Source organism: Exiguobacterium sp. TDN 0502 (assembly GCF_050846835.1).
In the GTDB taxonomy this organism is placed as follows: domain Bacteria; phylum Bacillota; class Bacilli; order Exiguobacteriales; family Exiguobacteriaceae; genus Exiguobacterium_A.
Genome location: NZ_JBOZGJ010000002.1, coordinates 32,473 through 58,532 on the forward strand (window position 1 = coordinate 32,473; position 26,060 = coordinate 58,532).

Sequence of the window (26,060 nt, forward strand, 5' to 3'; positions counted from 1 at the left end):
TATTAAACGGCCGTATGCGCCGTGATGAATCCTTCAATCCGGTCGAGTGCCTCTAGGACACGTGCCGGATCTGTCGCGTAAGATAAACGGACATAGTCCGGTGCCCCGAATCCTGAACCCGGAATCAAGGCGACTTTCGCTTCCGATAAAACAGCTGTACACCAGTCATCGACATTGTCGAATCCACACATCTCAGCAGCCTGCTTTGCATGTGGGAACAAGTAGAATGCACCTTCAGGCTTCAGACACGTCAATCCTTTGATCTCAACGAGGCGTTCGTAAATTTTTTCAAGACGTTCTTCGAAGATGACACGCATCGCTTCGACTGGTGCATCACCTTCTTCGTACGCCGCAACCGATGCTGCTTGCGCAATCGATGTCGGATTCGACGTCGAATGGCTCGCTAAGTTCGTCATCGCTGAGATAATTTCTTTTGGTCCGATTGCATACCCGATTCGCCAGCCTGTCATCGCATGCGATTTCGAGACCCCGTTGATGATGACCGTCCGTTCGCGCATTTCTGGCAAGGACGCGATCGAGATATGTGTCGCACCATTGTAGAGCAATTTCTCATAAATCTCGTCACTGATGACGAGCAGATCGTGCTTGATTGCGACATCTGCTACCATCTCGAGCTCTTCTTTCGAATAGACCATTCCTGTCGGATTCGATGGTGAATTCAAGACGAGTGCTTTCGTCTTTGGTGTGATATGTTGCTCGAGCAATTCCCGTGTCACTTTGAAGCGAGACGATTCATCCGTCTCTAAAATGACCGGTACGCCGTCACTGAGTTTAATTTGTTCCGGGTAACTGACCCAGTAAGGGGCAGGGACGATGACTTCATCGCCTGGGTCGAGAATCGCTTGGAACAACGTCGAAAGTGCATGTTTTGCTCCTGAAGCAACCATGACTTCCGAGCGTTCGTATGGCATCCATAAGTCACGGCGTGTTTTTTCAATGATCGCATCCTTCAAGGCAACGGTTCCGCCTGACGGTGTGTATTTCGTATCGCCTGCTTCTGCTGCTTCAAATGCCGCTTGGATGATGAATTCCGGTGTATTGAAATCAGGCTCTCCCGCACCTAAACCGATGATGTCTTGACCTTCTTCACGCAGTGCCTTGGCTTTCGCTGTGATGGCTAGCGTCGTAGACGGTGTCAATTGTCGTACGCGTTTCGATAACATGTGGCCCACTCCCTTTACTTGATTCGTAATCGTTTGATGAAAGAACCTTCTTGATACGTGTAATACGAATAATCATAGCCTGTCTTCGTCTTTGAAACGATCTCGATGACGGCACGGTCCTCAAAACCGTACTTAGCAGACACGATGTCTCCGAGTTCCGGATGATCCGCGATGACCGTTTTGATGGCAATGCCATCAGCGACCGGTCGTGTCTCGATCGTTCCTTTTTTCGGAACGAACGCCCGTACCGCCTGCCCGCTCTGTTTCATCGTAAAAACGACATATTGACGTTTCCCGTTAAAGACAGTTTCGAACCGGACGTCCGTCGGTTTGAGTTCTTTTTTCAGACGCGCCTCTGCTTGCTCCGCGACGTTCTGTTCCCGGTCTTTTGCTTCAGCGATCGTCACCTGATAAACGGCGGTGCCAAGCACAGCCAAGATGAGAAGTGCACTCAGCAGACCGAGCGTGATTTTCCACTTCATGTACGGTAGATGGTGAAGACCATCTGCTCCTTATCTTTTTCATCGAGAGCAAGACCGAACATTAAATCTTCTGTTTTCAGCGTCCGGTTCAACAAGTCGACGATTTTATACGTATCGTCATGGCGGTTCACTTTGACGGTCGCAAGTGTTTCGATTTTTGAATCCATCTGTAAGTCCTCCCTCATTTTTCTTTATCTATTATAATGCGATAGGGTTTATCTGAATAGACTCAATCGCCATCATTCAAGAACAATTCAAGTTCAGCCGTCAATTCGTCAAGCGGTTTTGATAAAACAGGTACTTTCGGTAGACTCGTGACGAACCGTTTTCCGTAACGCGTCGTCTCAATCCGGCGATCGAGCACGAAGACGACACCCCGGTCGTTCGTCGTCCGGATCAGGCGACCAAATCCTTGCTTAAAGCGAATGATCGCTTGCGGTAGACTGTACTCGAAAAATGACGATTTTCCGAGTTTCTCAATCCGTTCCGAGCGCGCTTGGACGATCGGTTGATCCGGTGGGGCGAACGGCAAGCGGACGATGACGAGACAACTGAGGTCATCTCCGGGAATGTCGACCCCTTCCCAAAAACTTGCTGTTCCGAACAAGATACAGGCATCGAGTTGCTTGAACTGCTTCATCAGTCGTTGCCGTGAACCTTGCGTGACCCCTTGTGAGAGTAACGTAAACCGGTCTGGGAGCAACGGCTTCGTTGCCTCGTGCGTCAGTCGTAGCAAGTCGTTTGAGGTAAACAAGACGAGCATCCGTCCTTCCGTCACCTCCGCAATTTGTAAGATGGCTTCCGCAATCGTCTCCGCAAATTCCGGCAATGGTACGTCCTGTAGGAGTGGAAGATCCGTCGGAATCATCAATCGCACGTTATCGGCATATCCGAACGGCGACGGCACAACGAACCGTCGTGTCTCAAATGCATCGAGTCCTAATCGGTTCTCAATGAACTGGAACTTGTTCGAGACGGTCAACGTCGCTGATGTCAGAATACACGTGCGCTTTGAAAAGACATCGCGCCGCAGTCGCTCCGAGATATCAATCGGTTGTGTATAGACCCGTGTCAACTTTCGGTTCTTGACGGACGTCTCGATCCATGACACCGTCTCGTCATGCGGGGCAAGCATCGTCTCGAAGATCGCAAGTTCCGCTTCCTCGATTTGCGACGTGATTGCTTTTAGGTCCGCGACGAGCGATCGCTCGCGGTAACTCATCTGTTCCCGGTGTTCATGGAACAGCTTATGAATCGCGCGGATTGCCTGACGCAGGCGGCGCAAGACCAATTCAACCCGCTTGGCACTCTCCTGGACGGCACGCATCGAACGATCGAGTCGCTTGAAACGAATGCTGATCATCCCTTCCCGTCGTGCTTTCCGAGAAGCCAGCTCAAGTCCGTATGCTTGAATGATCATCAACAGACCGTCTGCTTCCTCAAGCAGCGTCGTCAGTGCTTCATCGACCGTCTCACTATGGGCTTCGACCATCTCGGAAATATCCCATTCTTCCGACAAGTCCAGCAAGCGGTGCAACAGTTTTTTATCGGACGAATACCCGAGCTGACGGAACAGCCGGTCGAACGTATGACCATCGAAGACGAGACCGAAATGATGACTCGCGACTTCTTCGATTTGATGCGCTTCATCTAAAATCAACGGACTGCCTTTTGGTAAGACTCCTGCTTCGAATTGCAAATCACTGAACAGCAACGCATGATTCGTGACGATGATCGTTGCATCCTTCGCCTGGCGAATCGCATGCTGGAAAAAGTCCCGGCTGTACCATGGATCAAACCGTCCGAGCTGCGATTGGCTGTCTGATTGAATCAACTGTTTAATCCCGATGTTTCCTTGCGCTGCACCACCCGGTAAGCTGACTTCTTCTAAATCTCCGGTTTCGGTCTCCGTCAACCAGACGAGCAGAATCGCCTTTGCGAGCGTGAAGTTATACGCCTCTTCCTGGTCGTTCAAGAAAAACTCGAATTTCCGTAAATCGATATAATTACTCCGTCCTTTAAGCAGCGCGATTTGGACCGGTGCATCGAACAATTGGCGCAGCAATGGTAAATCACGTGCGAACAATTGCTCCTGCAATTGAATCGTATGTGTACTGACGACGATCGGAACTTCATGTTCGAGCGCGTAATGGGCAGCTGGAACTAAGTAACCAAGTGATTTTCCTGTTCCGGTTCCCGCTTCGACGAGTAACGGTGCCTCTTGATCAAGCGATTGATACACGTGGCGCATCATCTCAAGTTGTCCACGCCGCTCTTCATAGCCTTCAAACAACCGTGGAAACGTGACGGCATTCAATTCATCGACGAATGGTCCGAACGGTTCAAGAACGGGCGGATGCGCCAAGCGTTCAATCGTCCGGCGCTTTCTTAAAGCGATTTTCCGGAACCGATCAAACCGTGCATCTTCTTCGATGCCGACCGAACGAATCGCATGATCGATTTCCTCTTCAACCGCACTAAAAAGGCGCGGGGATAACCGTCTTAAATGCTTCAACGTCTCAAGCGGTAACTGTTGGAGCCGTCGCAATAGTTCAAGCAGTAATTCAGCCGTTGCCGCAGCATCACTCCCCGCCCGGTGCGCTTCCTGATGTACGAGCTGCAAGGCTTCCGATAGATGGGAAAGGGCATGACTTTCTGCTGTCGGAAGTAAAATCCGTGCAAGCTCCACTGTATCGATGACTGGACCCGTATAGGGTAAGTAACCTTCTTCTTCTAACGCATCATTTAAAAAATTCAGATCAAACTGCACGTTGTGGGCCACGAAGACACCACCATCGAGCAGGGACAAGACACGCGGTGCGATGACATCAAATGTTTCAGCATCCTGAACATCTGCATCCGTGATACCCGTCAGCTGGGAGATGAACGGAGGAATCGGTTGTGTCGGACGCACGAAGGCAGACAATTGTTCTGTCAGTTGTCCATCTTCGATGACCGCCATGCCGATCTCAATCATCTCATCACCAGCTTTTATGGAGTGACCTGTCGTTTCCAGGTCGACTACGACGTACTTTTTCTTCAACACTGATCCTCCACCTTTAATCCATCCTCTTTACCGGATGGCATCTCATGTTCCATCTTAACAAAAAAAGAGACCCGCTGGCATGGTCGGGTCTCTAAAAATTTCATAAGATCGTGTGGGCGATTTCTTGAGACAACATTTGTGTGATGTCGTTCTGTTCGTTGAGGACCGCAACTTTAGGTACATGAGTCGCGATTTCTTCCGTTGACAGTTGGGCATATGCCATGATGATGACCTCGTCCCCGACTTGGAAATGACGGGCTGCCGCACCGTTCAAACAGATGACACCTGATCCACGAGCCCCTTTGATGGCATATGTTTCGATCCGCGCACCGTTCTGATTGTTCGTCACTTGGACTTTTTCATTTTCCAAAATCCCGACAGCGTCGAGTAGATCTTCATCAATCGTAATCGAACCAACGTAATGTAAGTTCGCCTCGGTGACTCGGGCCTTGTGTAGTTTAGCGTGCATGAATGTGCGTAACATCGTCATGCTCCTCTCGTATATAGTAAGTTGTCGATCAAGCGTGCCGATGCGAACTGCACGGCGACAGCTAAGAGAATCGTCGTCGTGTGTTCAGCGACGGGTCGTAGTGATGGATAATCGACGGCTTCGACGTAATCGATCGTCGTTCCCTCGAATTGAAGCGCATCGCGTGTCCATTTGAGAACCGTTTCAACCGATACGCCTTGATCAAGTGCTTGTTTTGCTTGCTGCAGTGCCTGCTGGATTCCCGGTGCTTGCGCCCGCTCCGAGTCCGATAGATAGACATTACGTGACGATTTTGCCAGTCCATCCGCTTCGCGAATGATCGGGCAACGGACGATTTCAACCGGAACGAAGTAATCAGCGACATACGCTTCAATTAACGCGAGTTGTTGCGCGTCTTTTAACCCGAAATACGCACGTATTGGACGGACGACGTTCAATAGTTTGCTGACGACTGTCAACACACCATCAAAATGTCCCGGCCGAGACGCACCGCATAAGACATCGTCTCCTGACCGGACCGTGACACGGGCCATATCCAGCGGATACATCGTCTCATTCGTCGGATAAAACAGGTAATCGACACCTTCTGCTTCCGCGATTTTCTGATCCCGTTCTGCGTCCCGTGGATAACGATCCAAGTCTTCGTTTGGTCCGAATTGTGTCGGGTTGACGAAAATACTTAAGACGACGATTTCATTCTCCTGACGTGCTTGTTTGAGTAATGAGGCATGCCCTTCATGCAGGAAGCCCATCGTCGGTACAAAACCGACGGAATCCGCTCCCGCTAAAAGCTCTCGTAACGTCTGAACGTCTTGAACAATCTTCATTCCTTGTTTCCTCCATAAAGCGCACCGATCAGCTCTTCATCCATTTGAAACGAATGCGCAAGTTCTGGGAACGCACCGGCTTTGACATCTTTGACGTAAGCAGCGATGGCTTCCGTTCCAGATGTATTCCAGTCCGTGTAGGCTTTGACGAACTTCGGTAATCGTCCGACACCATACGTCAAGATGTCATGATAGACGAGGACTTGTCCGGCAACGTCTGCACCGGCACCGATTCCGATGACGGGAATCGAGAGGAGCTCTTGAATCCGTTTTGCGAGCGGATGCGGCACACACTCGAGGACGAGCATCTTCGCACCGGAACGCTCTGCTTCCAAACTATCTGCAATCAGTTGTTCGGCTGCTTCTAATGATTTCCCTTGGACCTTAAAGCCTTCGAGAACACCAACGGATTGTGGTGTGAGTCCAAGGTGTGCGACACACGGCATCCCGGCATCCGTCAAACGGCGAATCGTCTTTAAAATCTCCCCTGCTCCTTCGAGTTTCAAGGCATCTGCCTGGGATTCTTGGAAGATGCGCGCTGCTGCGTCAAGCGTGCGATCAAATGAACCATGGTAGCTCGCAAATGGCATATCGACGATCATGAATGTCTGAGGTGCCCCACGACGTACCGCACGTGCGTGATGAACCATATCATCGACTGTGACGGCGATTGTTGAATCATAGCCGAGGATGACGTTCCCGAGGGAATCGCCGACGAGCAACATATCAACTCCTGCTGCTTCCGATAATTTTGCTGAAGGATAGTCATACGCCGTCAGCATGACGAGCTTTTCTCCAGCCTGTTGTTTTTTGAGTAGTGGACCCATTGTGTGCATCATGTTCTCTCCTTACGTGTGTAGGGAGGACAAAAGGAAAACGCCTTTCTTTCCAAAATAAATGCATGCGGAAAAGAAGGCGGAATAATTGAATATCGTCCTTCTGTCCCTGTCCGTTAAGATCAAGGCAGTTGAAACAGCTAAAACTGGCACCTGTCAATTCGGTATGGTTCCGGCAAGCGGATACCATCCGTGGTTTTATTATACATGACGGGAAAAGCTCTCTGCAAACCGTCTGATTCAAACCCTCATTCTTTTTCCCAGTAAATCAGCTCTGCCGAATGGAAACGGGTCTCCCCTGTTTCCGTCTCAATCCGAATCGTGCCCGTCTCGTCAATACCAAGCAATATTCCGGAAGCGGTCATCTGACGTGTCCGTAGCGTCACTCGTTCATGTAAACGATCTGCGAGTGTTTCCCACTCGGAGACGAAAGATCCGAACCCTAGCTCGAGCCACTGTGTGTATAGTCGTTCAAATCGATTCAAAAAAGTCGCGACGATCTCCGCACGTCGGAAATTCCTTCCTGATTCTCGAACGAGCGAAGTAGCACGATCTTTGATCCCTTCCGAAAACTGCTGATGGTGGACATTGATACCGATACCGATGATGACGGAACTGATCCGATCTGCCTCGGTCTGCATCTCCGTTAAAATTCCTGCTACTTTACGACCATTGATCAGAATGTCGTTCGGCCATTTGATCGTGACTGGTGTATCAAGTGAACGTAATGTTTTTGCCAGTGCAATTCCGGCTACAAGCGTTAATTGTCCCGCTTGATGCATCGGTACATCCGGACGGACGAGCAGACTCATCGCGATGCCCTCGTTCTTTGCTTCATGCCAGGTTCGTCCCAGTTGCCCTCGTCCGTTCGTCTGATGATCGCAGACGACGAGTGTTCCTTCTTTTGCTTGCTGCTGGGCTTGTTCGTGTGCGATCCGCTGCGTTGTATCGAGTTCGTCAAAATGAAGGATTCGTCGACCAAGACGTGATGTCGTTAACCATTGTTCAATTGCAATGGGTGTCAATAAATCCCCTTCGTCGACTAATTGATAGCCTTGTTTTTTATTGGAGATGATGTGATAGCCTTCATCCTTTAATGTTTGCATATGTTTCCAAATAGCGGTACGTGAAATATTTAGAGTCTCTGCCAACTCCTGCCCTGAATACCATGTCCGCTTGCGTAGTTCCATCAGGATTTGTTCTCGGACTGTATGTGCCAACGTTTTACCTCCTCCATCAAGGATGCCTGATCATTTCGGAAAGCGTGTACGACAACGCCGAACTCTAAATGCAACAGCGCTTCTTTGATCTGTTGTTTTCGAAGACCAAAACGAATCATATCTTTTCCGTCTACAGCAAGCTCTTTTCGTCCTCGAATCGGTAAGTCCGAGCGATCCGGATAATCGTTTCCTGTCATTTGACGCAAAACGTCCAGTTCCTCATCTGATAACTGATAACGATCCCAATCCGTTAAAGGGCGATGTACTAGTGGTGCCAGGCGCGCAGCGAGATGCACTTGTTGCTTCGACCGTTTCCAACGCGTCAATTGATCGCGTGTTAGACCGGCATCGAGTGCGAGCGTCCAGACAGCATCCTTTGAGACACCTTGGAGTGACTGCTTAGCCAGCGCTTCTATGATTATCGCATCCATACCTGGTAGATACCGTTCGATTCCAGTGCGGAGCATTGCGTTAAGTGCTTGTTGCTTTCCTGGTCCAAGTAACAGCTTTTCGAACTCAATCGCAATCCGCTCAATCGCGACAGCGGCTAGATGTGGGGCGAGTTCCGTAATCGCTTGTTCCGTCGCTGGATCAAGATCGAATTCGAGTTGGCTCATGAAACGAAATGCCCGCATCATTCGTAACGCGTCCTCATCAAAGCGTTCCTTCGGCGTACCGACCGTCCTTATGATCCGCTCTTTGATGTCCTGTTCGCCGCCGAATAAATCGACGCGTCCGGTCGGTCTGAGAGCCATTGCATTAATCGTAAAGTCACGTCGTGTCAAATCTTCTTCCAAACTAACACCAAGCGTCACCGCATCCGGTCGCCGGCGGTCGCTATATGTCGCTTCAGAACGGAATGTCGTGATTTCGTAGGGCACGTGGTTGAGAACGACGGTCACCGTACCGTGTTCAAGTCCCGTTGGAATGACGACCGGGAATAAGTCGATGATCTGTTCCGGTAACAGCGAGCTTGCTAAATCGTAATCTCCTGGTAACCGGTCGAGCAGCATGTCACGGACGGCACCACCGACGATATAGGCTTCACCACCCGCCTGTTCGATCGTTTCAATGATGTGATGTGCCCCTTCAAGCAAGTTCATGACGTGCACACACCCGTTCGTAAACTTGTTCATAACGGCGGACGATTTCGTTCGAATCAAAACGGCGCCGCGTATCACGAATCCCTTCCTCTGCCATCCGTTCGCGTAACATCGGGTCGTCTGCAAGTTCGCCGATACGTGCCGCTGCCATTTTGACATCGTACGTCGGAACGATATACCCGGTCTGCCCGTCCTGAATGACCTCCGGTAAACCACCAGCCGTTGAGACGATGCTCGGGACTCCGATTGCCATTGCTTCGAGGACGACGAGTCCAAATGCTTCTTTTTCCGAGAGCAGGACATGGATGTCACTGATGGCAAGCAACTGCGCGACATGTTCCTGCTTGCCAGCAAAAATCACTTTGTCATCAATACCGAGTTCTTTTGCCCGTCGCCGTGTCTGCCCCATCTCCGGACCATCTCCGACGAGCAGTAGACGCATCTTCCGGTCCTTCGCTGCAATCGCAAATGCTGCGAGCGTATCATCAATCCGTTTGACCGGTCGGAAGTTCGAGATGTGGATGACGACGATTTCATCCGATTCGATGCCATAGTGTCGTTTCAATCGTTCGTCACGCATCGGATAATAGACACTCTCATCAATCGAGTTCGCAATGACGTCGATATCGAAGTGCGCGTTGAGCGTCGCATTCGTCTCAAGCGCTAGACTTTCTGAGACGGCCGTGACGGCATCCGATCGTTCAATGCCGTACCGGATCGCCGGTTGCATCTCAAGATCCTGACCGATGATGGTGATGTCCGTTCCGTGCAATGTCGTCACGACGGCAACGCCTTTTTTCTTCGCCATGTTTCGACCGAGATCCGCACAGACCGCATGCGGAACGGCATAATGCGCATGGATGACATCGAGATCAAACAGATCGATGACTTCTGCTACTTTTGATGCCAGCGTAATGTCATACGGTGGGTATTTAAAAACGGAATATTGGTTGACTTCCACCAAATGAACCGTAATGTTTGGACGATATTCCGTCAGGCGAAAGGGCATGCTCGACGTGATGAAGTGAACGTCATGTCCACGGTCGGCTAATTTCATTCCAAGCTCTGTTGCGACGACCCCACTGCCGCCGACGGATGGGTAACAGAGAATTCCAATTGCTTTTTTCATGTTAAGACCACACTCTCTTTATGACTTCTATTCGTCTCTATTCTAAGCAAAATCGACCGGAATGACCACACTCACCACTTTTCGACTGATTTTCCGAGGAAATGCTAGTCTTTTTCTGACCCTACCGTTACCCTAGAGAAAGAGTCTTGTTTGAAAGGAGCAAATGGAAATGGCACCTCCCTTCCAGTTCCCGATCCGGATTCAGAACATTCTCTGGATTTTGGTCGGATCATTCATTTTTGCATTCGGTATTTATCATTTTAACGTCCAAAATGAACTCGCAGAAGGCGGGTTCACCGGAATCACCCTGATTTTAAAAGGCTTGTTCGGTTTATCGCCATCGATCACGAACTTAGTCCTGAACGTTCCGCTTTTCTTCGTCAGTTATAAGATCCTCGGGCGGACGACGTTCGTTTACACGCTCATCGGAACGTTTAGTTTTTCCTTTTGGTACGGTCTGATCGCGAAGTATTCCCCACTCGTTTTTGATTTACGGGAAGACATGGTGTTAGCGGCACTGTTCGCCGGTGTTTTCATCGGTGTCGGACTTGGGATCATCTTCAATAACGGCGGAACGACAGGCGGCGTCGATATCATTGCCCGTTTGACGAAACGTTACTTCGGTTGGTCGATCGGTCGGACGTTCTTGATCTTCGACTTCTTCGTCATCATCGCCTCCTTGACGTACCTCGACTACAAACAGGCAATGTATACATTACTCGCCGTCTACGTCGGTGCCCGCGTCATCGACTGGATGCAAGAAGGGACGTACGCCGGAAAAGCAGCGATGATCATCAGTGATCACCGGACGGAAATCGCGGACGGCATCCATGCGACGATGAACCGGGGAACGACCCGTCTGATTGCAAAAGGCGGGTATTCGGGACGCGATCTCGAAGTACTCTATGTCGTCGTTGCCCGCAACGAAATCAATCGCTTGAAGACACTCGTCAAAAGTGTCGATCAGCACGCTTTCATCACCTTACATGATGTCTATGAAGTGACGGGAGAAGGGTTTACGTTCGACGAAAACCGGGTTCCGATTAAAGAAACGTAAACAAAAACACGGATCGCTCGCTTGAGCAATCCGTGTTTTTCTGTTTAATCATCGCTTGATGGGTTAAAGACGATCAAGGCGAGACGAAGGAATTCGGCGACGGCAACGAGTGTTGCCGCGACGTACGTCCAAGCGGCTGCATTCAAGACACGGCGTGAACCGCGTTCTTCTTCCGCATCGATGATACCGTGTTCTGTCAACTGTGCCATTGCCCGGTTTGAAGCATCGAACTCGACCGGTAACGTAACGAGTTGGAAGACGACCGCACCGAGCATCAAGATGACGCCGAGCATCGCAAGACCGCTGAAACCGGCAAATAGACCAACCAACAGAAGCGGGAACGATAAATTCGACGTGATCGACGCGACAGGTGCAATCCGGTGGCGGACACGCATCATGTTATAGTCCGTCGCATCTTGAATGACGTGACCGATTTCGTGTGCTGCAATCGAAACGGCTGAAACCGTCGAACCGTAGTAGACGTCTTCCGACAGACGAACGACTTTGTTCGTCGGGTCATAATGATCGGACATCGTTCCGCCGATCGGCTCGAGCCGGACATTCGTGATGCCGTTTTGCTTCATGATGAAGTCAGCGACCTGCGCTCCCGTCACCCCGCTTTGAATCGGAACATCCTGGTATTTTTTATAGGTGCTCCGCACCCGCATCTGAGCCCAAATCGGGACGATGATGATGATCGCGAGATAAATCAAATAGTTTGCCACGAGACATCGTTCCTTTCTTTTTTTGATTATAGGTCTATTTTATGTTCAAGCGACCTTATTGTCAATTGAATCGCGCGCAACAAGCAGATATCCCATCAAAAGACATAATCCCGTCAACCAAAACGAACCGTATCCGATCCACTGGATATGTTCAGCGAGTGCCGGATACCGCGGCCATTGCCCGAGGACATAATCGACGACGTCGTTATGGATGACCCAAATCGCAACAAGAACGAGTTCCTTCGGGCGAAACGTCATCACGGGACTGTACAGTAACGCTTGGAACGCCATCGCTCCATGTGACACCATCAGCATCAGTGCCATTGCGGTTAAATAGGCGTTTGACGTACCGAGTTCATTCAGCATCAAGGCGTTCATGACGACCGCCCAGACGCCGTATTTGATCAATGTCACGAAGGCGAGTGCTTCAAACAACCGGGAACGTCGACCGAAGATCCAAAGAAAGACGATGATCGTAAAGAACAGCGATGCGGTTGGGCTATCCGGAATGAACGGATAATAATACCACTTCGATGTCGCAAGTTGTGGTTCGTACCAGTAGTAACCGTATAAGGTGCCTGCTAAGTTGATCAATCCGACGATCCAAAGCACGGCTTTATGGCGGAGTAACGTAAGTAATCCTTGCAATGGTTTCACCTCATCATCGACAAAAGCCGGAGGATTGCTCCCCCGGCTTTTGGCTTATTTATTGTTTTCGCCGCCTTCACCGTATGAAGCGATGAATTTCGCAAGTTCTTTATGATCCGCATCTGATCCTTTGAACTGACCAGCAGGCATCGAACCGATACCTTTGACTGCAATATCATAAATCTCTTCTTCTGTCTTTTTCGTACCGACGAGTGCTGGAGCTGCCGCGCCACCCTCGAGGTTCTTACCATGACAGTTGACACATGACTGGTTCGAATAAATTTCGTACCCTTTAGCCGATGTATCAATTTTTGGTCCTTCGTCCATCGTCAACTCACCTTGTTTGTGGATTGTATCCCAGTGAGTCGTTTGAACGGATTCCCATGTCAAGAAGACGATCGAGACGACTGCGAGGAGCATCATGCTGACTGCGATCGGACGTTTCGCAGGACGACGTTCAAGACCTTGGTCGAGCCATGGCGCGACGAGAAGTGCTGTGAACGCAAGACCTGGAAGGATGACCGTACCCATCAAGATGTATGGACCTGCAGCGAATTGGTATTTCAAGAGCTGATAGAGGAATAGGAAGTACCAGTCCGGAAGTGGAATGTACGACGTATTCGTCGGATCGGCAATGTTTTGAAGTGGTGCTGCTTCGACGATTGTCAGTGTCATGAAGCCGATCAAGAAGACCGCTCCAACCATCCATTCGCGAAGTAAGAAGTTTGGCCAGAACGCTTCCGTTCGACCTGGATATTCCGAATAGTCTTTCGACTTGTTCGGCATCCGGTTGTTGATCGACACCCGTGAATCGGTGACGAATTTCATTCCTTTACCACGATGCATCGTGTTCTCCCCCTTTTTTGTTGTCTAGATGATAGTCGGTTTAAAGTGGTCCAGAGATCCCTTGTTTACGGATCATCATGAAGTGGGCCCCGAGCAAGACGAACAATGCTGCAGGAAGGAAGAAGACGTGAATCGCAAAGAATCGAGCGATTGTACTTGCGCCGACGATTTCTCCACCCGCAAGGAGGGTCTTCGCGATACCACCGATGACCGGAATACTTTCAGCAATCTGAATCGTAACTTTTGTTGCGAACAAGGCTTTCATGTCCCAAGGCAATAGGTATCCTGTCAGACCGAGAGCTAAGACGACGAAGAACAAGAGAACGCCGACGACCCAGTTCAATTCACGTGGTTTTTTGTATGAACCAGTGAAGAAGACACGTAATGTATGTAGGAACAACATTACGATAACAACAGATGCGCCCCAGTGGTGCATACCACGAACGATTTGTCCGTGCGCGACTTCATTTTGAAGATAGTAGACGGACGCGTGTGCGTTGATGATGTCCGGTACATAATACATCGTCAAGAACATCCCCGAAAGAATCTGGATGACGATCGTAAAGAACGTCAATCCGCCAAAACAATAAACGAAAGCTGAAAAGTTATGTGCCGGGTTGACGTGCTCCGGTACTTCATGGTCGGCGATATCTCGCCAGAGCGGCGTAATGTCAACGCGCTCATCAATCCAATCATAGATTTTTTGCATCATCGCTTACGCACCTCTTTCGACTGGTTTACCAAGGTAGAGGTAACCATCTTTCTGTTGCATTTCATACTCATCGAGTGGTTTCGTAGGAGGCGTACCAGGTACGTTCGTGCCATCCTTCGTATACCGTCCGAAGTGACATGGGCAATAGAATTGCTCCGGGTGCGTCGGATCTGCGCCGAAGCTGACTTGGCAACCTAAGTGTTTACAAATCGGTGAAAGAGCCAAAATTTCTCCCTTTTCATCTTTGAACACCCAAGCAGACAATGTTTCTTCGAACTCATACCACGCATCTTGCGTTTGTTTCTTGAAGTCGACCCGTTTTGGTTCTGTCGTGATATCCGACAACTTCATTACTTTTACTTTATCGCCTGCTCCTGATTTCTTCAGGACTGGATCAACTGCGAAGTTGACCATCGGCATGACCATCGTCGCCGCCATGAAACCGCCGACGCCTGTCAATGTATACGTCAAGAATTGACGACGTGTTACGTTAGACCCGTTTTGAGCCATCTCGATCCCCCCTTGTGATGTACGCTGTGCCCCAAGACGACAGTACTTCACACAAATTTCTCACATGGTAATAGTATCTTAATAAAATCATTGCGTCAACCGCTTCATAGCGCGGTCCAACGGTTTCCTAACTGTTCGAGAACTTGTCCAACAAAATTCCCGACCATCTGACCTTGTTGGTCACGACTCATCGTCTCAAGAGCTAGACGTGGCACGTAGATAATCTCTTCGGCGGCAGTCTCCTTCCACCTTAAATCAGCGGTGATGAAGGTGATGAAACGGAATTGCCCGGAAGCAGCCGCTTGACGCCATCCTTCCAACTGTCCAATCGACGGTTCATCGATATAGGTCATGGCGGGTAAGAGCAACGCCCGTCCGGATAGCTGGCGTTCGACTTCGGACGCCACCGTCAATGTCATGTCTGCGCATTCCGCGTAGGCATGCATCGCCTCATCGAAACCGATCGGAAGCAAAGGCACGATCAGCGTATCGATATACGCTTGCTCGCTTCGTGTCCGCTGTACGTCGGATGGTTTGAAACGCAAGTCATTTCCCCCTTTCTTTCGTACTTACAATTCGTCACATTTAATGTATCATATCCACATTTCCTCCTGCTTCTTTAATGTGAACGTTTTATGAAATTCCAGTCTATTTTTCTTCATATTTTGCACAAATCTTCACATACAAAAAAGGATCATACCACCTTGCAACAGGTGATATGATCAAGCGTTTAGGGCAACTGGCTTCTAACGAGTCGCAATTGTTCGGAGAGAGAGTGGAACCTGCTTTGATCCCGAGCATCTAATGCTTCATCGATCAGTCGGACTAACCGTTCTTCTTCCTGACGGTTGACGGTGACGGCAATGAAGTGTGTCGCCTCATCGGCAACTCTTGGTTCGACGGCGACTTCCGGACGGAACGGATTCTCTTCTAGTAATGAAAGATATTCATCGTCCATCATCATCCCCTGGAAGTTGAGCTCGATATAAACATCCTCTGTCGTCAAGCGGATATCATGATAGGCCTTTTCTGGATCCGTCGTCTTCACATCCCCTTTTTTAAACAGGAATGGCTCTGCATCGAATCCGTATGTCGTCATGATGATGGCTTTAGGCGCAAACATCGCGTTTTGAACGAAATGGACATGGTCGAGCTTTTCCTCATTTCGCAACCAGTAATCGATAAGCCATTTTGCTTCTCGTCTTTTTAGCGTGTAATAGGTTAAGATGCGGCGTAAGAAGCGTTGCTTTTTCTCTATCATCTCAATCCTACTCCCTTCTCCCATGAAGTCACTCATTCATTCGTTCTACATAATCAACGAGTTCATTATCCTCTGGTGCCAATTGGGCAGCCCGACGTAAGAACTGCTGCCCTTCTTCACGCCGCCCTTCTTCGACGAGGGCAAATCCATACTCTTTCAAGAAGAGGGCATCTTCCGTGAACGCGGCTTCGACTGAGGCATAATGCTCCATCGCTTGCGTATATTCCTCCAAGGCATATAGAGCGCGTGCCCGATACCATGTCAAAATCGGAGCCGTGACATGTTCTTCGATGGCTGAAATCGTCTCAAGCATGGCATCGTGGTCCTCATCCTCAGCAAGCAATGACAAAAGACGCTCCGCTGCGACGATCGATTCCGGATTTAAGGCAAGCGCCTCGCGTAAGGCTTGAACGCTTCCGGACCGGTCGCCGAGTTTCAGAAGGAATAAGGCTTCCATCGTCCGCAGTTCGTCGTTATAGTCGTCTCGTTCCATCCCTTGCTTAATGACGTTCAACGCTTCCTTCGTCAGACCGAGTTCAGCTTGACTTTCCGCATACGGGACATACGCGGATGTATAGTCCGGATCCTGTGCGATCAATTGCTGGAACGTCTCAACCGCTTTTTGGTGTTGTCCGACACGGTGCGCCGTCATCGCAAGACCAAACAGTGTATGCAAATCAGACCGTTCAGCAACAGCGCGCTCATACAGTGGAATCGCATCCTCGAACTGACCCGTCATCGCGAGTGACTCTGCGTATAGGGCGTCGAGCGGTAATTCAGCACGCAACTCAGGACGTTCGGCGATTTCCGCGAACAATGGAACGGCTTGATCAAACGCACCAAGCGTCATATACAGTTCAGCCAGTCCGTATGCGAGCAATGGTTCTTCCGGTGCAAGATTACGGGCTTCCTTCAGCTTCGCTAACGCAACTTCATCCAGTCCTTGTGACTGGTAGAGGTCTGCGAGTAACACGAGCGACCGGGGACCGTATTCCGTGTCCGACGGATCCACCTGCTCGAGCACGGAAATCGCTTCCTCTTCCCGATCCAGGTCGATGTAACATTCAGCGAGTAACAAAGCGACGCCAGCGTTACCGGCGTACTCGACGTAAAGCGGTGCAAGCAGGTTGACCGCCCGGTCGGACAGACCGAGTTCAATGTAAAGATCTGCGACGGCCAGACGATCCTCGTCTGAGCCCGACTTTTCTAATGCTTCTAACGCCGTTAAGGCTTCGGAGGTGTGTCCATGTTCCAATTCTTCGATAATGCCGTTCAATAGTTGTTCGTTCAAGGCAAACGCCCCACTTTCTGTCGTCCGACTGCTCCTTATTCAGGTATGCCGGATTGAAGTTTCTTTAAATCATCATAGAACGTTGGGTAGCTGACTTCAACTACTTCACGTCCATGAACCGTAATTTCAGGATTGATCGTCGTTGCGATCGTCAACATCATCGCCAGTCGATGATCGCCGGCACTGTCGACGTCCGCTGCTTGTAATGGTGTCGGTCCTTCGATGATCATCCCATCGTCTGTTGCTTCGATGTGTGCACCGAGCCGTTTTAACGCCGCAACGACTGTCTCGATCCGGTCCGTCTCTTTGACGCGGAGCTCTTCCGCATCCCGGATGACCGTCCGCCCCTCTGCCTGTGTCGCAAGCAGAGCAAGTAACGGGATTTCATCGATTAACGATGGAATCTGTTCCCCTTCCACCGTAATCGCTTGTAAAGCTGTCGTCTCAACCGTCACGTCCGCCGTCTCTTCCCCACCAGTTTCAGAGCGGTTCGTGATTTCAACACTTGCGCCCATCTGACGTAATGTCTGCAAGAACCCGACTCGAGTCGGATTCATCAGGACATGTGTCGTCGTGATGCGACTTTCTTGCCCGATGACGGCTGCCGTCCACCAGAAAGCAGCAGATGATGGATCTCCAGGAACGTCAATCGCCGTGGCACGCAGACGCGCTGGACCTTGCAATCGAATATGACGTCCATCTTCGAAATCGTCAATCGAGATATCGATGCCGAACTGCGGCAGCATCCGTTCCGTATGATCACGTGATAAAACCGGCTCGATGACCGTCGTCTCCCCGTTTGCATATAAACCTGCGAGGAGGACAGCACTTTTCACCTGCGCACTTGCAACCGGTAATGTATAGGTCGTTCCGACTAGTGGCGTGCCCGTAATATGAATCGGAGCCGTTTCTCCGTCCAGCTTTGCCCCGAATAAAGTCAGAGGTTCTAAAATCCGTTTCATCGGACGACGTCGTAAGGAGTCATCGCCGTCAAGCGTGTACGACGCTTCACCACCGGCTAGAATACCGCTCAAGAGGCGAATCGTCGTTCCGGAATTGCCGCAGTCGATCGTCGCTTCCTGAAGCGTATCCGTACCGGTAATGCGGATTTCGTCGGCAGTCCGCTCCACTTTCGCACCAAGCGACTGCATCGCCTGTAAGGAAGCAAGGCAATCGGCTCCCTCAAGTGCATTTCTGACGCGCGTCGTTCCTGATGCAATTCCACCGAATAGAAAAGCACGGTGTGTAATTGATTTATCTCCGGGTACTTGTACGGTTCCGTTTAAACCCATGCTAAACACCTCACAGTTTGATTGTACGCTTGACGAAGCTGTTCATCGTCTACGGATTTCACGATGAAACGTCCTTCTTGCTCGAGGACGAAACGTATGGTTGCCTGTTGATTCTTCTTATCCCGACGCATCAGTTCAAGATAGGTCTCGAACGGTTTTCGGGCAGGGAGTTTCGTATCCAAACGGTGAATCAGTCGGGCGATCCGCTCCGCTTGTTGTACATCCCCTTCGAGACATTTGACGAAAACAAGACCGATCCCGACGGCTTCTCCGTGTGACAGACCGTGACTCGCATATTCGACGGCATGTCCGAACGTATGCCCGTAATTCAAAAATGCCCGCATCCCCTGTTCTGTCTCATCCTGTTCGACGATATCTCGTTTGACACGGATGCCACGGGCAAGCCACTCTTCTAAATCGAGTCCTTTGATCGTGTCGAGCGATGCTTCAAGCAATGTATCCGCAAACGACGGCCGCGCCAACAGACCGTGCTTGACGAGTTCAAAAAAACCGCTACGCCATTCCCGGTCTGGCATTGTCTGCAGGAGTGTCAAATCATAGAGGACAGCGACCGGTTGATAAAAGGCACCGACCAAGTTTTTACCGAGCGGTAAGTTCAAACCGACTTTTCCGCCAACACTCGAGTCATGGGCAAGTAACGTCGTCGGAATTTGAATGAACGGAATCCCCCGCAAAAAGCTAGCTGCGACGAATCCTGCCAAGTCTCCAATCATCCCGCCGCCAAATGCGAGGATGAGACTGTTACGCGTCATGCCCATACGGACGCCTTCTTCGAGGAGTCCGCCGTATACGGTCAGCGTTTTGCTTTGTTCACCTGGTCGTACCGTACTGATATGAATCGCACTCGTATCGATCTGTTGACCGAGTGCTTCTAACAAAGCTGGTACATGTAGTCGACCGACCGTCTCATCCGTAATGATCCAGATGCGGTCGGCCTCCTGAACAGCTTGAAGATTTGCGAGATGCGCTAATGCTCCGACTCCGATACGTACTGGGTAAGTAGGTTTCAACCGGATGTCTAAATCGATCAAAACGCCCGAACCTCCTCTTTATAGGCGTCTACTGCATCCTGAAGACGTTTCAGCGTTGATGTTCCGAACATTTCAAGAATCGCGACTGCGATTTCGAATGCCACGACAGCCTCTAATACCACGGAAGCTGCCGGAACAGCACAGGCATCACTCCGCTCGATTTGAGCCGTGAAAGCTTCCTTCGTCTCGATGTCGACCGATTGAAGCGGTCGGTAGAGTGTCGGAATCGGCTTCATCGCTACCTGGACCCGGATCGGCATCCCTGTCGACATCCCGCCTTCGATTCCACCGAGATGGTTCGTTCGTCGACTATAACCATTCGCATCATGAATGATTTCATCTTGAACCGTACTGCCTTTGCGTCTTCCGAGCTCGTACCCATCGCCGAAACCAACCGACTTCATCGCATTGACACTGATGACGGCTTGCGCGATGCGGCTATCGAGCTTCAGGTCGTTTTGGGTGAACGAACCGACGCCAGGCATCATCCCGGTGACGACGACTTCGATTTCTCCACCGAGCGTATCCCCCTCTTGTTTCGCCTCATCAATTGCTTCCATCATCCGCTTTCCTGCGGTTTCGTCAACGCATCGTACCGGTGAAGCATCAATCGTTGCTTGATGGATTACTGGATCTTTCCATGGCGCATCGATTCCACCAATCGATCGAACGTGTGAAAAAATTTCAATCCCGAGTTCAGCTAGCAATTGTTTAGCAAATGCTCCGACAGCCACACGTGCGGCCGTCTCACGCGCTGAAGAGCGCTCGAGTACGTCGCGTAAATCACGATGGTCATACTTCAATCCGCCAACGAGGTCCGCATGTCCCGGACGCGGACGTGTCAAGGTCCGTGGTCGTTCTAGCTGTTCTTCGAGCGGTTCCGCTTGCATCACCTGCGTCCAGTGGGTATGGTCCTTGTTTTCGATGAATAGACTGATCGGCGATCCCGTCGTATATCCATGACGAATACCACCGCGCGCATCGATCTGATCCTGCTCGATTTGCATCCGTCTTCCGCGACCATATCCGCCTTGACGTCGCGTCATTTCACGCTGAATGGCTTCAAAGTCAATCGTCAGACCTGCTGGCATTCCATCAATGATGACGGTTAATCCTTTTCCGTGTGATTCTCCTGCTGTCATGTAACGCATTTGCTTCATCCCTTCCTACCTTCAGCCGATTTTTTCATAAAAGAAGCTTTGTTTCATTTTCAAACCGAAGCGCTCCGGTTGGAAAATCTGTTCCGTTCCGCCGACGAATAAGATGCCACCTGGCTTTAATGCTTTGACGAATGAACGATAGACATGCGCTTTGGCTTCTTCAGTAAAATAAATCAGCACATTCCGACAGATGATCAGGTCAAATCCCGTATCATAACGATCGCCGAGCAGATTATGTTTACTGAAACGGACGAGCCGTTTAATCTCCGGTACGACTTCAAACGTTTGTTCCTGTTCCATGAAATAACGCTTTTTACGCGCCTCGACGACCTCATTCAAAGCAGAAGCTCCGTATCGTCCAAGTTTCGCCTTTTCAAGCACCAGTTCATCCAAATCGGTCGCCTGAATGGTAAAGGCAGAAGGGTCGAGTCGTTCACTTAAGATCATGGCAAGGGAATACGGCTCTTCTCCAGTCGAACATGCGGCACTCCATGTCCGGATTCGTCCGTGTGCCCGCGATTCAAGGATCGGTAGAATATCCTGCTCCAATTGTTGCCAGCGAATCGGATTGCGAAAAAATTCACTGACGTTGATCGTCATCCGGTCTAAAAACTCCTCATAGAGAGATGTACTCTTCTCCATCGCCTGCATATAGGAGGCAAACGTGCTGTATCCCTTTTTGTCACGTAATGCCGTCAACCGTCGTTTCATTTGTGCTTCTTTATACTGACCGAGATCAATCCCTGACTTGGTCTTGAATCGTTGAATGAAAAGTTCATAATCTTCCAATTGGCACACCTCGCTCACTCTCGATATCGACTGATCACGCTTGTGATCACTTCAACTTATTTTCTATAGTAGCATAAAGCTATAGGCATTCCAAAAATCAATTGATACGTCTCGTCACTCCTGCTTGCAATAAAAACGACAAAAGGGATTCGATGTGATCGAATCCCTTCCCCGTTGTCTCGTTATTCAAGTATCATGCGTTAACTGGCTGTCCTTGAAACCAAAGCGCAAGCTCACGTTTCGCACTTTCTACACTATCTGAACCGTGAATGACGTTCTCACTCATCGTATTCGCAAAATCACCGCGGATTGTTCCTGGTGCTGCCTCGAGCGGTTTCGTCTTCCCGATCATTAGACGAGAGACTGCGACGACATCAGCGCCTTCAACACGTAACGCCACGACAGGACCTGATGTGAGGAAAGTGACCAACTCTCCAAAGAACGGTTTCTCCGCGTGCTCTTCGTAATGAGCTTTGGCTAACTCTTCCATGACGTTCATCATCTTCATTTCACGAATGATGAATCCTTTGCGTTCGATCCGTCCGATGATTTCCCCAATCAATCCACGTTCTACGCCATCTGGTTTGACCATTAAGAATGTCTGTTCCATCTTTAGTTCCCCCTATGAAATGCTTTTAGAAAAGCGCTTACATAGTCAGTTTACTGGCATTCGGAAAGAACATCAAGAAATTTTTGACAATCTTTATCCTTTTCGTTTCCCAACGTACCGCGCCACTTCTTCAAGTGACCGTTTTGCTGAGGATTTAGGCAATGGTTCAAGCCGTTTGATGGCTCGCTGAATATAACGATCAACCGTTTGTTGTGTTCGTTCCAAGGCGCCGGACGTCTGTAGGAACGATAGCAAAGGCGCCACTTCCTCGTGGGTCGGCATGCTCTCGATTTGCGAAAGACGTTCATAGAAGTCAGCGTTCTCTGCACCATAAAAGACGGGAAGGGTTTTATGCCCATGACGCAAATCTTCGGCAACCGGCTTTCCGAGTTGTGTCCGATTCGCCGTGAAATCAAGCAAATCGTCCGCAATCTGGAACGCAAGACCGATATCACGACCGAATAACCGTAGCGCTTTCGTATCAGCTTCCGAACAATTAGCGACAATGGCACCCAGGTGACAGCTTGCTTCGATCAAGATCGCTGTTTTTCGCTCGATTCGTTTGATATACCGTTTAATTGATTGGTCCCAGTCATACTGATCATAAATCTGCTCGATCTCTCCTTCACAAATTTCTCGCATCGTATGCACCATGACTTGGACGAGCTCCGGCTTACCGACTTCCCCAATCAAGCGGACAGCTTCTCCGAACAGATAGTTACCGGAGTACAGAGCGACTTCCTCATCGAAATATTGCATGACAGTCGGTTTTCCGCGTCGAAGTTCAGCGTCATCGATGACGTCATCATGAACGAGGGATGCCATATGAACGAGTTCAAGACTTGCCGCGACACGTACGAGTTCGTCCCGATCTGCCTCACCGAATTTCGATGCGAGTAGCACGAATGCTGGACGAATCCGTTTTCCACCTGCTTTGAGCAGCTGTTTTCCTGCCGCATCGATCGTCGGTTCCTCTGAAGCAATATGGCTGATCAAAAAACGGTCGACTAAATTAACTTCTTTTGTGACATCACGATAAATGGAGTGCAGTGACATCTCACCACTTCTTCCCAAGGTGCATCGCAGCAGCCCCACCCGCGAATGCCTTGACTTCTACCTGCATGAAGCCTGCTTGTTCGAAGAGTTGTTTCAGTTCGACGCGGTCGAGGAAAACTTCCGTCGATTCTTGCAACCAATTGTATTGATCATATGATTTAGCGAGCAATCGGCCGACCTGTGGCATGATTTTTCCGAAGTACAGTGAATAGGCTTCACGGAAAATCGGAGCAGTCGGTTGACTCGTCTCTAAGCAAACGACCGTTCCACCCGGTTTTAGGACACGATGCATCTCTTTAATGACTTGTAAATAATCCGGTACGTTCCGTAAGCCGAAACCAATCGTTACGTAATCGAAGGAGTTGTCCCCAAATGGTAAGTCCATCGCATTTCCGTGAATCAACTCGATGTTTTTCATCTCGAGCGCTTCTACCTTTTCAACACCGACCTTTAACATGTTCTCTGAAAAATCAAGTCCTTTAATGACGCCAGTCGGTCCTGCTGCTTTTGCCAGCTGGATCGTCCAGTCAGCTGTTCCGCAACAAAGATCAAGACACTTTGCGCCAGGGAACACTTGCATCCGCCGCATCGTCTCGCGTCTCCATAATTTATGCAACCGAAAACTGATGATCGAATTCATTTGGTCATAGTTCGTTGAAATCGATTGAAATACTTCATACACTTTTTTTTCTTTATCTTTTGTCTGCACACCGCTCACCCTTTCCAAGATCTCATGCTACCGCCATCTGTTCCAGATGCGATAACAGTAATTTCTGAGCGACAGGATCCAATCGTTTTGCCTGATCCTGAATGATCCGTCGCCCTTGTCGTGTCAGCCATTCTCGTTTGCTGATGGTCGCTAGTCCCTGCACTAAGCCGAATTCCGCCGTTAACCATAACAGAACCCGTTCTTCCGTCGTCTCATAGTTCATTTCGTGCAAGGCACATTTTGCTTCATTGACACGTTGAACCGTACGACCGAGTGAGACGAGAATCTCTTTTGGTAATCCTGCCAACTGCTCGAAAAAATAACTGGAGAATAAATCTCCTGCCAAAACGAGAAGCTGACGTTCTTTTGAACCGCGGAGCGTCTCATTGACACGTTCATGCAGACGCAGCGCGACTTGAGCGAAATGAATCGCCTTGACAAGTGCTTCCGTATCAAGCGCATCTTGCTGAGCGACATCAACCAACCAACTGATCTGTTCACGATCGATGGAAGGGAAATCCACATGTCGAGCCAATCGTGTCGTTTGTTTAGTGGTGAGTGCAGTGATGATTTCATCCACGCGCAGCTCTTGTTGTTCCATGCTTTTACCCCCCGATCTCCAGTGCCATCCCGTTGATGGACGTTCTTCTTTTTTAATATACCATAATCGGCGGGCTTTCACGCTTCTGAATGTCCACAAAAAAGCCGCCCGAGAATTTCTCGGGCGACTATGTAGCCAAATTACTTCACAGCATCTTTAAGCGCTTTACCTGGTTTGAAGGCAGGTACTTTGCTTGCTGGAATTTCGATATCTTCTTTCGTGCGTGGGTTGCGACCTTTACGGGCTGCACGCTCACGGACTTCGAAGTTACCAAATCCAATCAATTGGACTTTCTCTCCAGACTGAAGTGTCTCAGTGATCGATTCGAATGTTGATTCAACAACTTTCGTCACGTCTTTTTTCGTAAGACCTGATTTTTCGACGACTGCTTGAATGAGTTCAGTTTTGTTCATTACTTTCACCCCCTCCCAATCACTTCTTCGAGGGTAATCATACCCCATAAACGTTGATATTACAACATTTTCGTGTAAATAACGTTCAATTTTCAGATTCTTCGCTCGATTTTTCCGAAAACACAGGTTCGCCTTTTTCGTTTATCGTATAGCTTTGGGAATAAGCGGGAACAAAAGGTTGATCTTCGTAAAGTAAATACCGAATATCCTGACCGACTTTCGGCTTTTTCTTCGCAGTTTGGACCGCTTTTTTCAACTCTGGTAAATAGTTGATGAACAGGCGCCCTTGACCATCGACATAAATCGATAACCGCTCATCCGAGTAAGGACTTGGGACAGTCGGTTCTTTTTTGATGAACAATTTTTTATAATCAAGCGTAAACTGATTTTTTCCGAACGACCCTTTGAACGGATACTTATCATTTTTCTTACGATACGCATCAATCCGCACTTGTAACTTCTGTAGCTCTTCCGCGACGAGCAGGTCCATCAGTTTAACGGTCGGTTTCGTTTCGACATCGACCAGTAAATAAATGAACGTCCCGCCACCTTCGAAGCTGTTCGAAGGCGGATCACTCATATAACGAGGAATCAGACGACCTAGTTCAATCTGGTACCGTTCCATGAGTGGTGTATCAGCATCCATCGTTTTAATGGGTAAAACACCCGTATCTTTCTGATAGGCATCGACAGCATCCTGAACCGTTCGGAGTTGTTGCGGATACGGTACACGATTTGACGGCTTTTGACTATCAGGAAATAGACAGCCTGACAACAGCATCACCGGCATGAGCATGAGTAGAACGAACCATTTTTTCATGCGCTCGGCCCCGCCATGACGATGAACACCATGATGATGGAGGCAACGATGAAACAGACGAAGGCTATCGTCGAAACGAGAATTTGCCAAATCCCTTTCAACTTCGTTCGGCTGACTGTGACCAGTAAGACACTGATCGCAAAGAGTCCAATGCCAGCGAACGAGATCCACATTTTCATTAATCCTGGACT

30 protein-coding genes are annotated in these 26,060 nt (G+C 49.5%); 1 reads left to right on the forward strand and 29 read right to left on the reverse strand.

What is annotated here, in order from left to right:
- Nucleotides 1-2: 2 nt before the first annotated feature.
- From ACRPK8_RS03345 to bshA, 10 genes are all read right to left on the reverse strand, one after another.
- Entirely contained in the window at nt 3-1,184 is a 1,182-nt protein-coding gene (locus ACRPK8_RS03345; protein WP_432236929.1) for a pyridoxal phosphate-dependent aminotransferase, read from the reverse strand.
- Between the two features lie 14 nt (nt 1,185-1,198).
- Complete coding sequence (locus ACRPK8_RS03350; protein WP_432236930.1) at nt 1,199-1,666, reverse strand: hypothetical protein; 468 nt, start codon at nt 1,664-1,666, stop codon at nt 1,199-1,201.
- Complete coding sequence (locus ACRPK8_RS03355; RefSeq protein ID WP_012370646.1) at nt 1,663-1,833, reverse strand: YpmA family protein; 171 nt, start codon at nt 1,831-1,833, stop codon at nt 1,663-1,665. The genes ACRPK8_RS03350 and ACRPK8_RS03355 overlap by 4 nt, the downstream gene beginning before the upstream one ends.
- 62 nt (nt 1,834-1,895) lie before the next feature.
- A complete protein-coding gene (gene dinG / locus ACRPK8_RS03360; RefSeq protein ID WP_432236931.1) occupies nt 1,896-4,709 on the reverse strand; it encodes an ATP-dependent DNA helicase DinG in 2,814 nt (937 codons plus the stop codon).
- Nucleotides 4,710-4,812: 103 nt separating this feature from the next.
- Complete coding sequence (gene panD, locus ACRPK8_RS03365) at nt 4,813-5,196, reverse strand: aspartate 1-decarboxylase (protein WP_053453717.1); 384 nt, start codon at nt 5,194-5,196, stop codon at nt 4,813-4,815.
- Between the two features lie 2 nt (nt 5,197-5,198).
- Nucleotides 5,199-6,029 (reverse strand): pantoate--beta-alanine ligase, encoded by an 831-nt coding sequence (panC, locus tag ACRPK8_RS03370; protein WP_432236932.1) that lies wholly within the window; start codon nt 6,027-6,029, stop codon nt 5,199-5,201.
- Nucleotides 6,026-6,865, reverse strand: coding sequence for a 3-methyl-2-oxobutanoate hydroxymethyltransferase (gene panB, locus ACRPK8_RS03375; protein WP_432237135.1), 840 nt, complete (start codon nt 6,863-6,865; stop codon nt 6,026-6,028). Before panB ends, panC begins: the two co-directional genes overlap by 4 nt.
- Before the next feature lie 248 nt (nt 6,866-7,113).
- Entirely contained in the window at nt 7,114-8,085 is a 972-nt protein-coding gene (locus ACRPK8_RS03380) for a biotin--[acetyl-CoA-carboxylase] ligase (protein WP_432236933.1), read from the reverse strand.
- Complete coding sequence (locus ACRPK8_RS03385) at nt 8,055-9,221, reverse strand: CCA tRNA nucleotidyltransferase (RefSeq protein ID WP_432236934.1); 1,167 nt, start codon at nt 9,219-9,221, stop codon at nt 8,055-8,057. Before ACRPK8_RS03385 ends, ACRPK8_RS03380 begins: the two co-directional genes overlap by 31 nt.
- Nucleotides 9,175-10,317, reverse strand: coding sequence for an N-acetyl-alpha-D-glucosaminyl L-malate synthase BshA (gene bshA / locus ACRPK8_RS03390; protein WP_432236935.1), 1,143 nt, complete (start codon nt 10,315-10,317; stop codon nt 9,175-9,177). The genes ACRPK8_RS03385 and bshA overlap by 47 nt, the downstream gene beginning before the upstream one ends.
- Before the next feature lie 169 nt (nt 10,318-10,486).
- Between bshA and ACRPK8_RS03395 the strand changes: the two genes are divergently transcribed.
- Nucleotides 10,487-11,374, forward strand: coding sequence for a YitT family protein (locus ACRPK8_RS03395; RefSeq protein WP_432236936.1), 888 nt, complete (start codon nt 10,487-10,489; stop codon nt 11,372-11,374).
- A 44-nt stretch (nt 11,375-11,418) separates the two neighbouring features.
- Here ACRPK8_RS03395 and ACRPK8_RS03400 read toward each other — a convergent pair whose 3' ends face one another.
- The 19 genes from ACRPK8_RS03400 to ACRPK8_RS03490 form a co-directional block, all read right to left on the reverse strand.
- The gene (locus ACRPK8_RS03400) at nt 11,419-12,099 is read right to left on the reverse strand and encodes a zinc metallopeptidase (protein ID WP_432236937.1); all 681 of its coding nucleotides are present in this window, start codon (nt 12,097-12,099) and stop codon (nt 11,419-11,421) included.
- 45 nt (nt 12,100-12,144) lie between these two features.
- On the reverse strand, nt 12,145-12,747 hold the full coding sequence (locus ACRPK8_RS03405; protein WP_432237136.1) for a DUF1405 domain-containing protein: 603 nt from the start codon (nt 12,745-12,747) through the stop codon (nt 12,145-12,147).
- A 54-nt stretch (nt 12,748-12,801) separates the two neighbouring features.
- The gene (locus ACRPK8_RS03410) at nt 12,802-13,593 is read right to left on the reverse strand and encodes a c-type cytochrome (protein ID WP_432236938.1); all 792 of its coding nucleotides are present in this window, start codon (nt 13,591-13,593) and stop codon (nt 12,802-12,804) included.
- 40 nt (nt 13,594-13,633) lie between these two features.
- Complete coding sequence (qcrB, locus tag ACRPK8_RS03415) at nt 13,634-14,305, reverse strand: menaquinol-cytochrome c reductase cytochrome b subunit (RefSeq protein ID WP_012370658.1); 672 nt, start codon at nt 14,303-14,305, stop codon at nt 13,634-13,636.
- Between the two features lie 3 nt (nt 14,306-14,308).
- Complete coding sequence (locus ACRPK8_RS03420) at nt 14,309-14,815, reverse strand: Rieske 2Fe-2S domain-containing protein (protein WP_432236939.1); 507 nt, start codon at nt 14,813-14,815, stop codon at nt 14,309-14,311.
- Nucleotides 14,816-14,919: 104 nt separating this feature from the next.
- Nucleotides 14,920-15,360 carry a DUF2487 family protein gene (locus ACRPK8_RS03425; protein ID WP_432236940.1) on the reverse strand — a complete coding sequence of 147 codons (441 nt, stop codon included), beginning with the start codon at nt 15,358-15,360 and terminating at the stop codon, nt 14,920-14,922.
- A 185-nt stretch (nt 15,361-15,545) separates the two neighbouring features.
- Nucleotides 15,546-16,076, reverse strand: a complete 531-nt coding sequence (locus ACRPK8_RS03430; protein ID WP_432236941.1) for a ReoY family proteolytic degradation factor — start codon at nt 16,074-16,076, stop codon at nt 15,546-15,548.
- A 28-nt stretch (nt 16,077-16,104) separates the two neighbouring features.
- Entirely contained in the window at nt 16,105-17,367 is a 1,263-nt protein-coding gene (locus ACRPK8_RS03435; RefSeq protein ID WP_432236942.1) for a tetratricopeptide repeat protein, read from the reverse strand.
- Between the two features lie 35 nt (nt 17,368-17,402).
- Nucleotides 17,403-18,659: a 3-phosphoshikimate 1-carboxyvinyltransferase gene (aroA, locus tag ACRPK8_RS03440; protein WP_432236943.1), complete on the reverse strand. Its 1,257-nt coding sequence runs from the start codon at nt 18,657-18,659 to the stop codon at nt 17,403-17,405.
- Nucleotides 18,650-19,711 (reverse strand): 3-dehydroquinate synthase, encoded by a 1,062-nt coding sequence (gene aroB, locus ACRPK8_RS03445; protein WP_432236944.1) that lies wholly within the window; start codon nt 19,709-19,711, stop codon nt 18,650-18,652. The genes aroA and aroB overlap by 10 nt, the downstream gene beginning before the upstream one ends.
- Nucleotides 19,708-20,862: a chorismate synthase gene (gene aroC / locus ACRPK8_RS03450; RefSeq protein WP_432237137.1), complete on the reverse strand. Its 1,155-nt coding sequence runs from the start codon at nt 20,860-20,862 to the stop codon at nt 19,708-19,710. Before aroC ends, aroB begins: the two co-directional genes overlap by 4 nt.
- Before the next feature lie 21 nt (nt 20,863-20,883).
- On the reverse strand, nt 20,884-21,660 hold the full coding sequence (locus tag ACRPK8_RS03455; protein ID WP_432237138.1) for a CheR family methyltransferase: 777 nt from the start codon (nt 21,658-21,660) through the stop codon (nt 20,884-20,886).
- A gap of 193 nt (nt 21,661-21,853) precedes the next feature.
- Complete coding sequence (gene ndk, locus ACRPK8_RS03460; protein WP_432236945.1) at nt 21,854-22,270, reverse strand: nucleoside-diphosphate kinase; 417 nt, start codon at nt 22,268-22,270, stop codon at nt 21,854-21,856.
- Between the two features lie 93 nt (nt 22,271-22,363).
- Nucleotides 22,364-23,326, reverse strand: coding sequence for a polyprenyl synthetase family protein (locus ACRPK8_RS03465; protein ID WP_432236946.1), 963 nt, complete (start codon nt 23,324-23,326; stop codon nt 22,364-22,366).
- Between the two features lies 1 nt (nt 23,327).
- Nucleotides 23,328-24,035, reverse strand: coding sequence for a demethylmenaquinone methyltransferase (locus ACRPK8_RS03470; RefSeq protein ID WP_432236947.1), 708 nt, complete (start codon nt 24,033-24,035; stop codon nt 23,328-23,330).
- 22 nt (nt 24,036-24,057) lie between these two features.
- Nucleotides 24,058-24,636, reverse strand: coding sequence for a heptaprenyl diphosphate synthase component 1 (locus ACRPK8_RS03475; protein ID WP_432236948.1), 579 nt, complete (start codon nt 24,634-24,636; stop codon nt 24,058-24,060).
- A gap of 140 nt (nt 24,637-24,776) precedes the next feature.
- Complete coding sequence (locus tag ACRPK8_RS03480) at nt 24,777-25,049, reverse strand: HU family DNA-binding protein (protein ID WP_012370671.1); 273 nt, start codon at nt 25,047-25,049, stop codon at nt 24,777-24,779.
- Between the two features lie 85 nt (nt 25,050-25,134).
- Nucleotides 25,135-25,869: a hypothetical protein gene (locus ACRPK8_RS03485; protein ID WP_432236949.1), complete on the reverse strand. Its 735-nt coding sequence runs from the start codon at nt 25,867-25,869 to the stop codon at nt 25,135-25,137.
- Nucleotides 25,866-26,048, reverse strand: a complete 183-nt coding sequence (locus tag ACRPK8_RS03490) for a DUF2768 domain-containing protein (RefSeq protein WP_432236950.1) — start codon at nt 26,046-26,048, stop codon at nt 25,866-25,868. The genes ACRPK8_RS03485 and ACRPK8_RS03490 overlap by 4 nt, the downstream gene beginning before the upstream one ends.
- Nucleotides 26,049-26,060 lie beyond the last annotated feature (12 nt).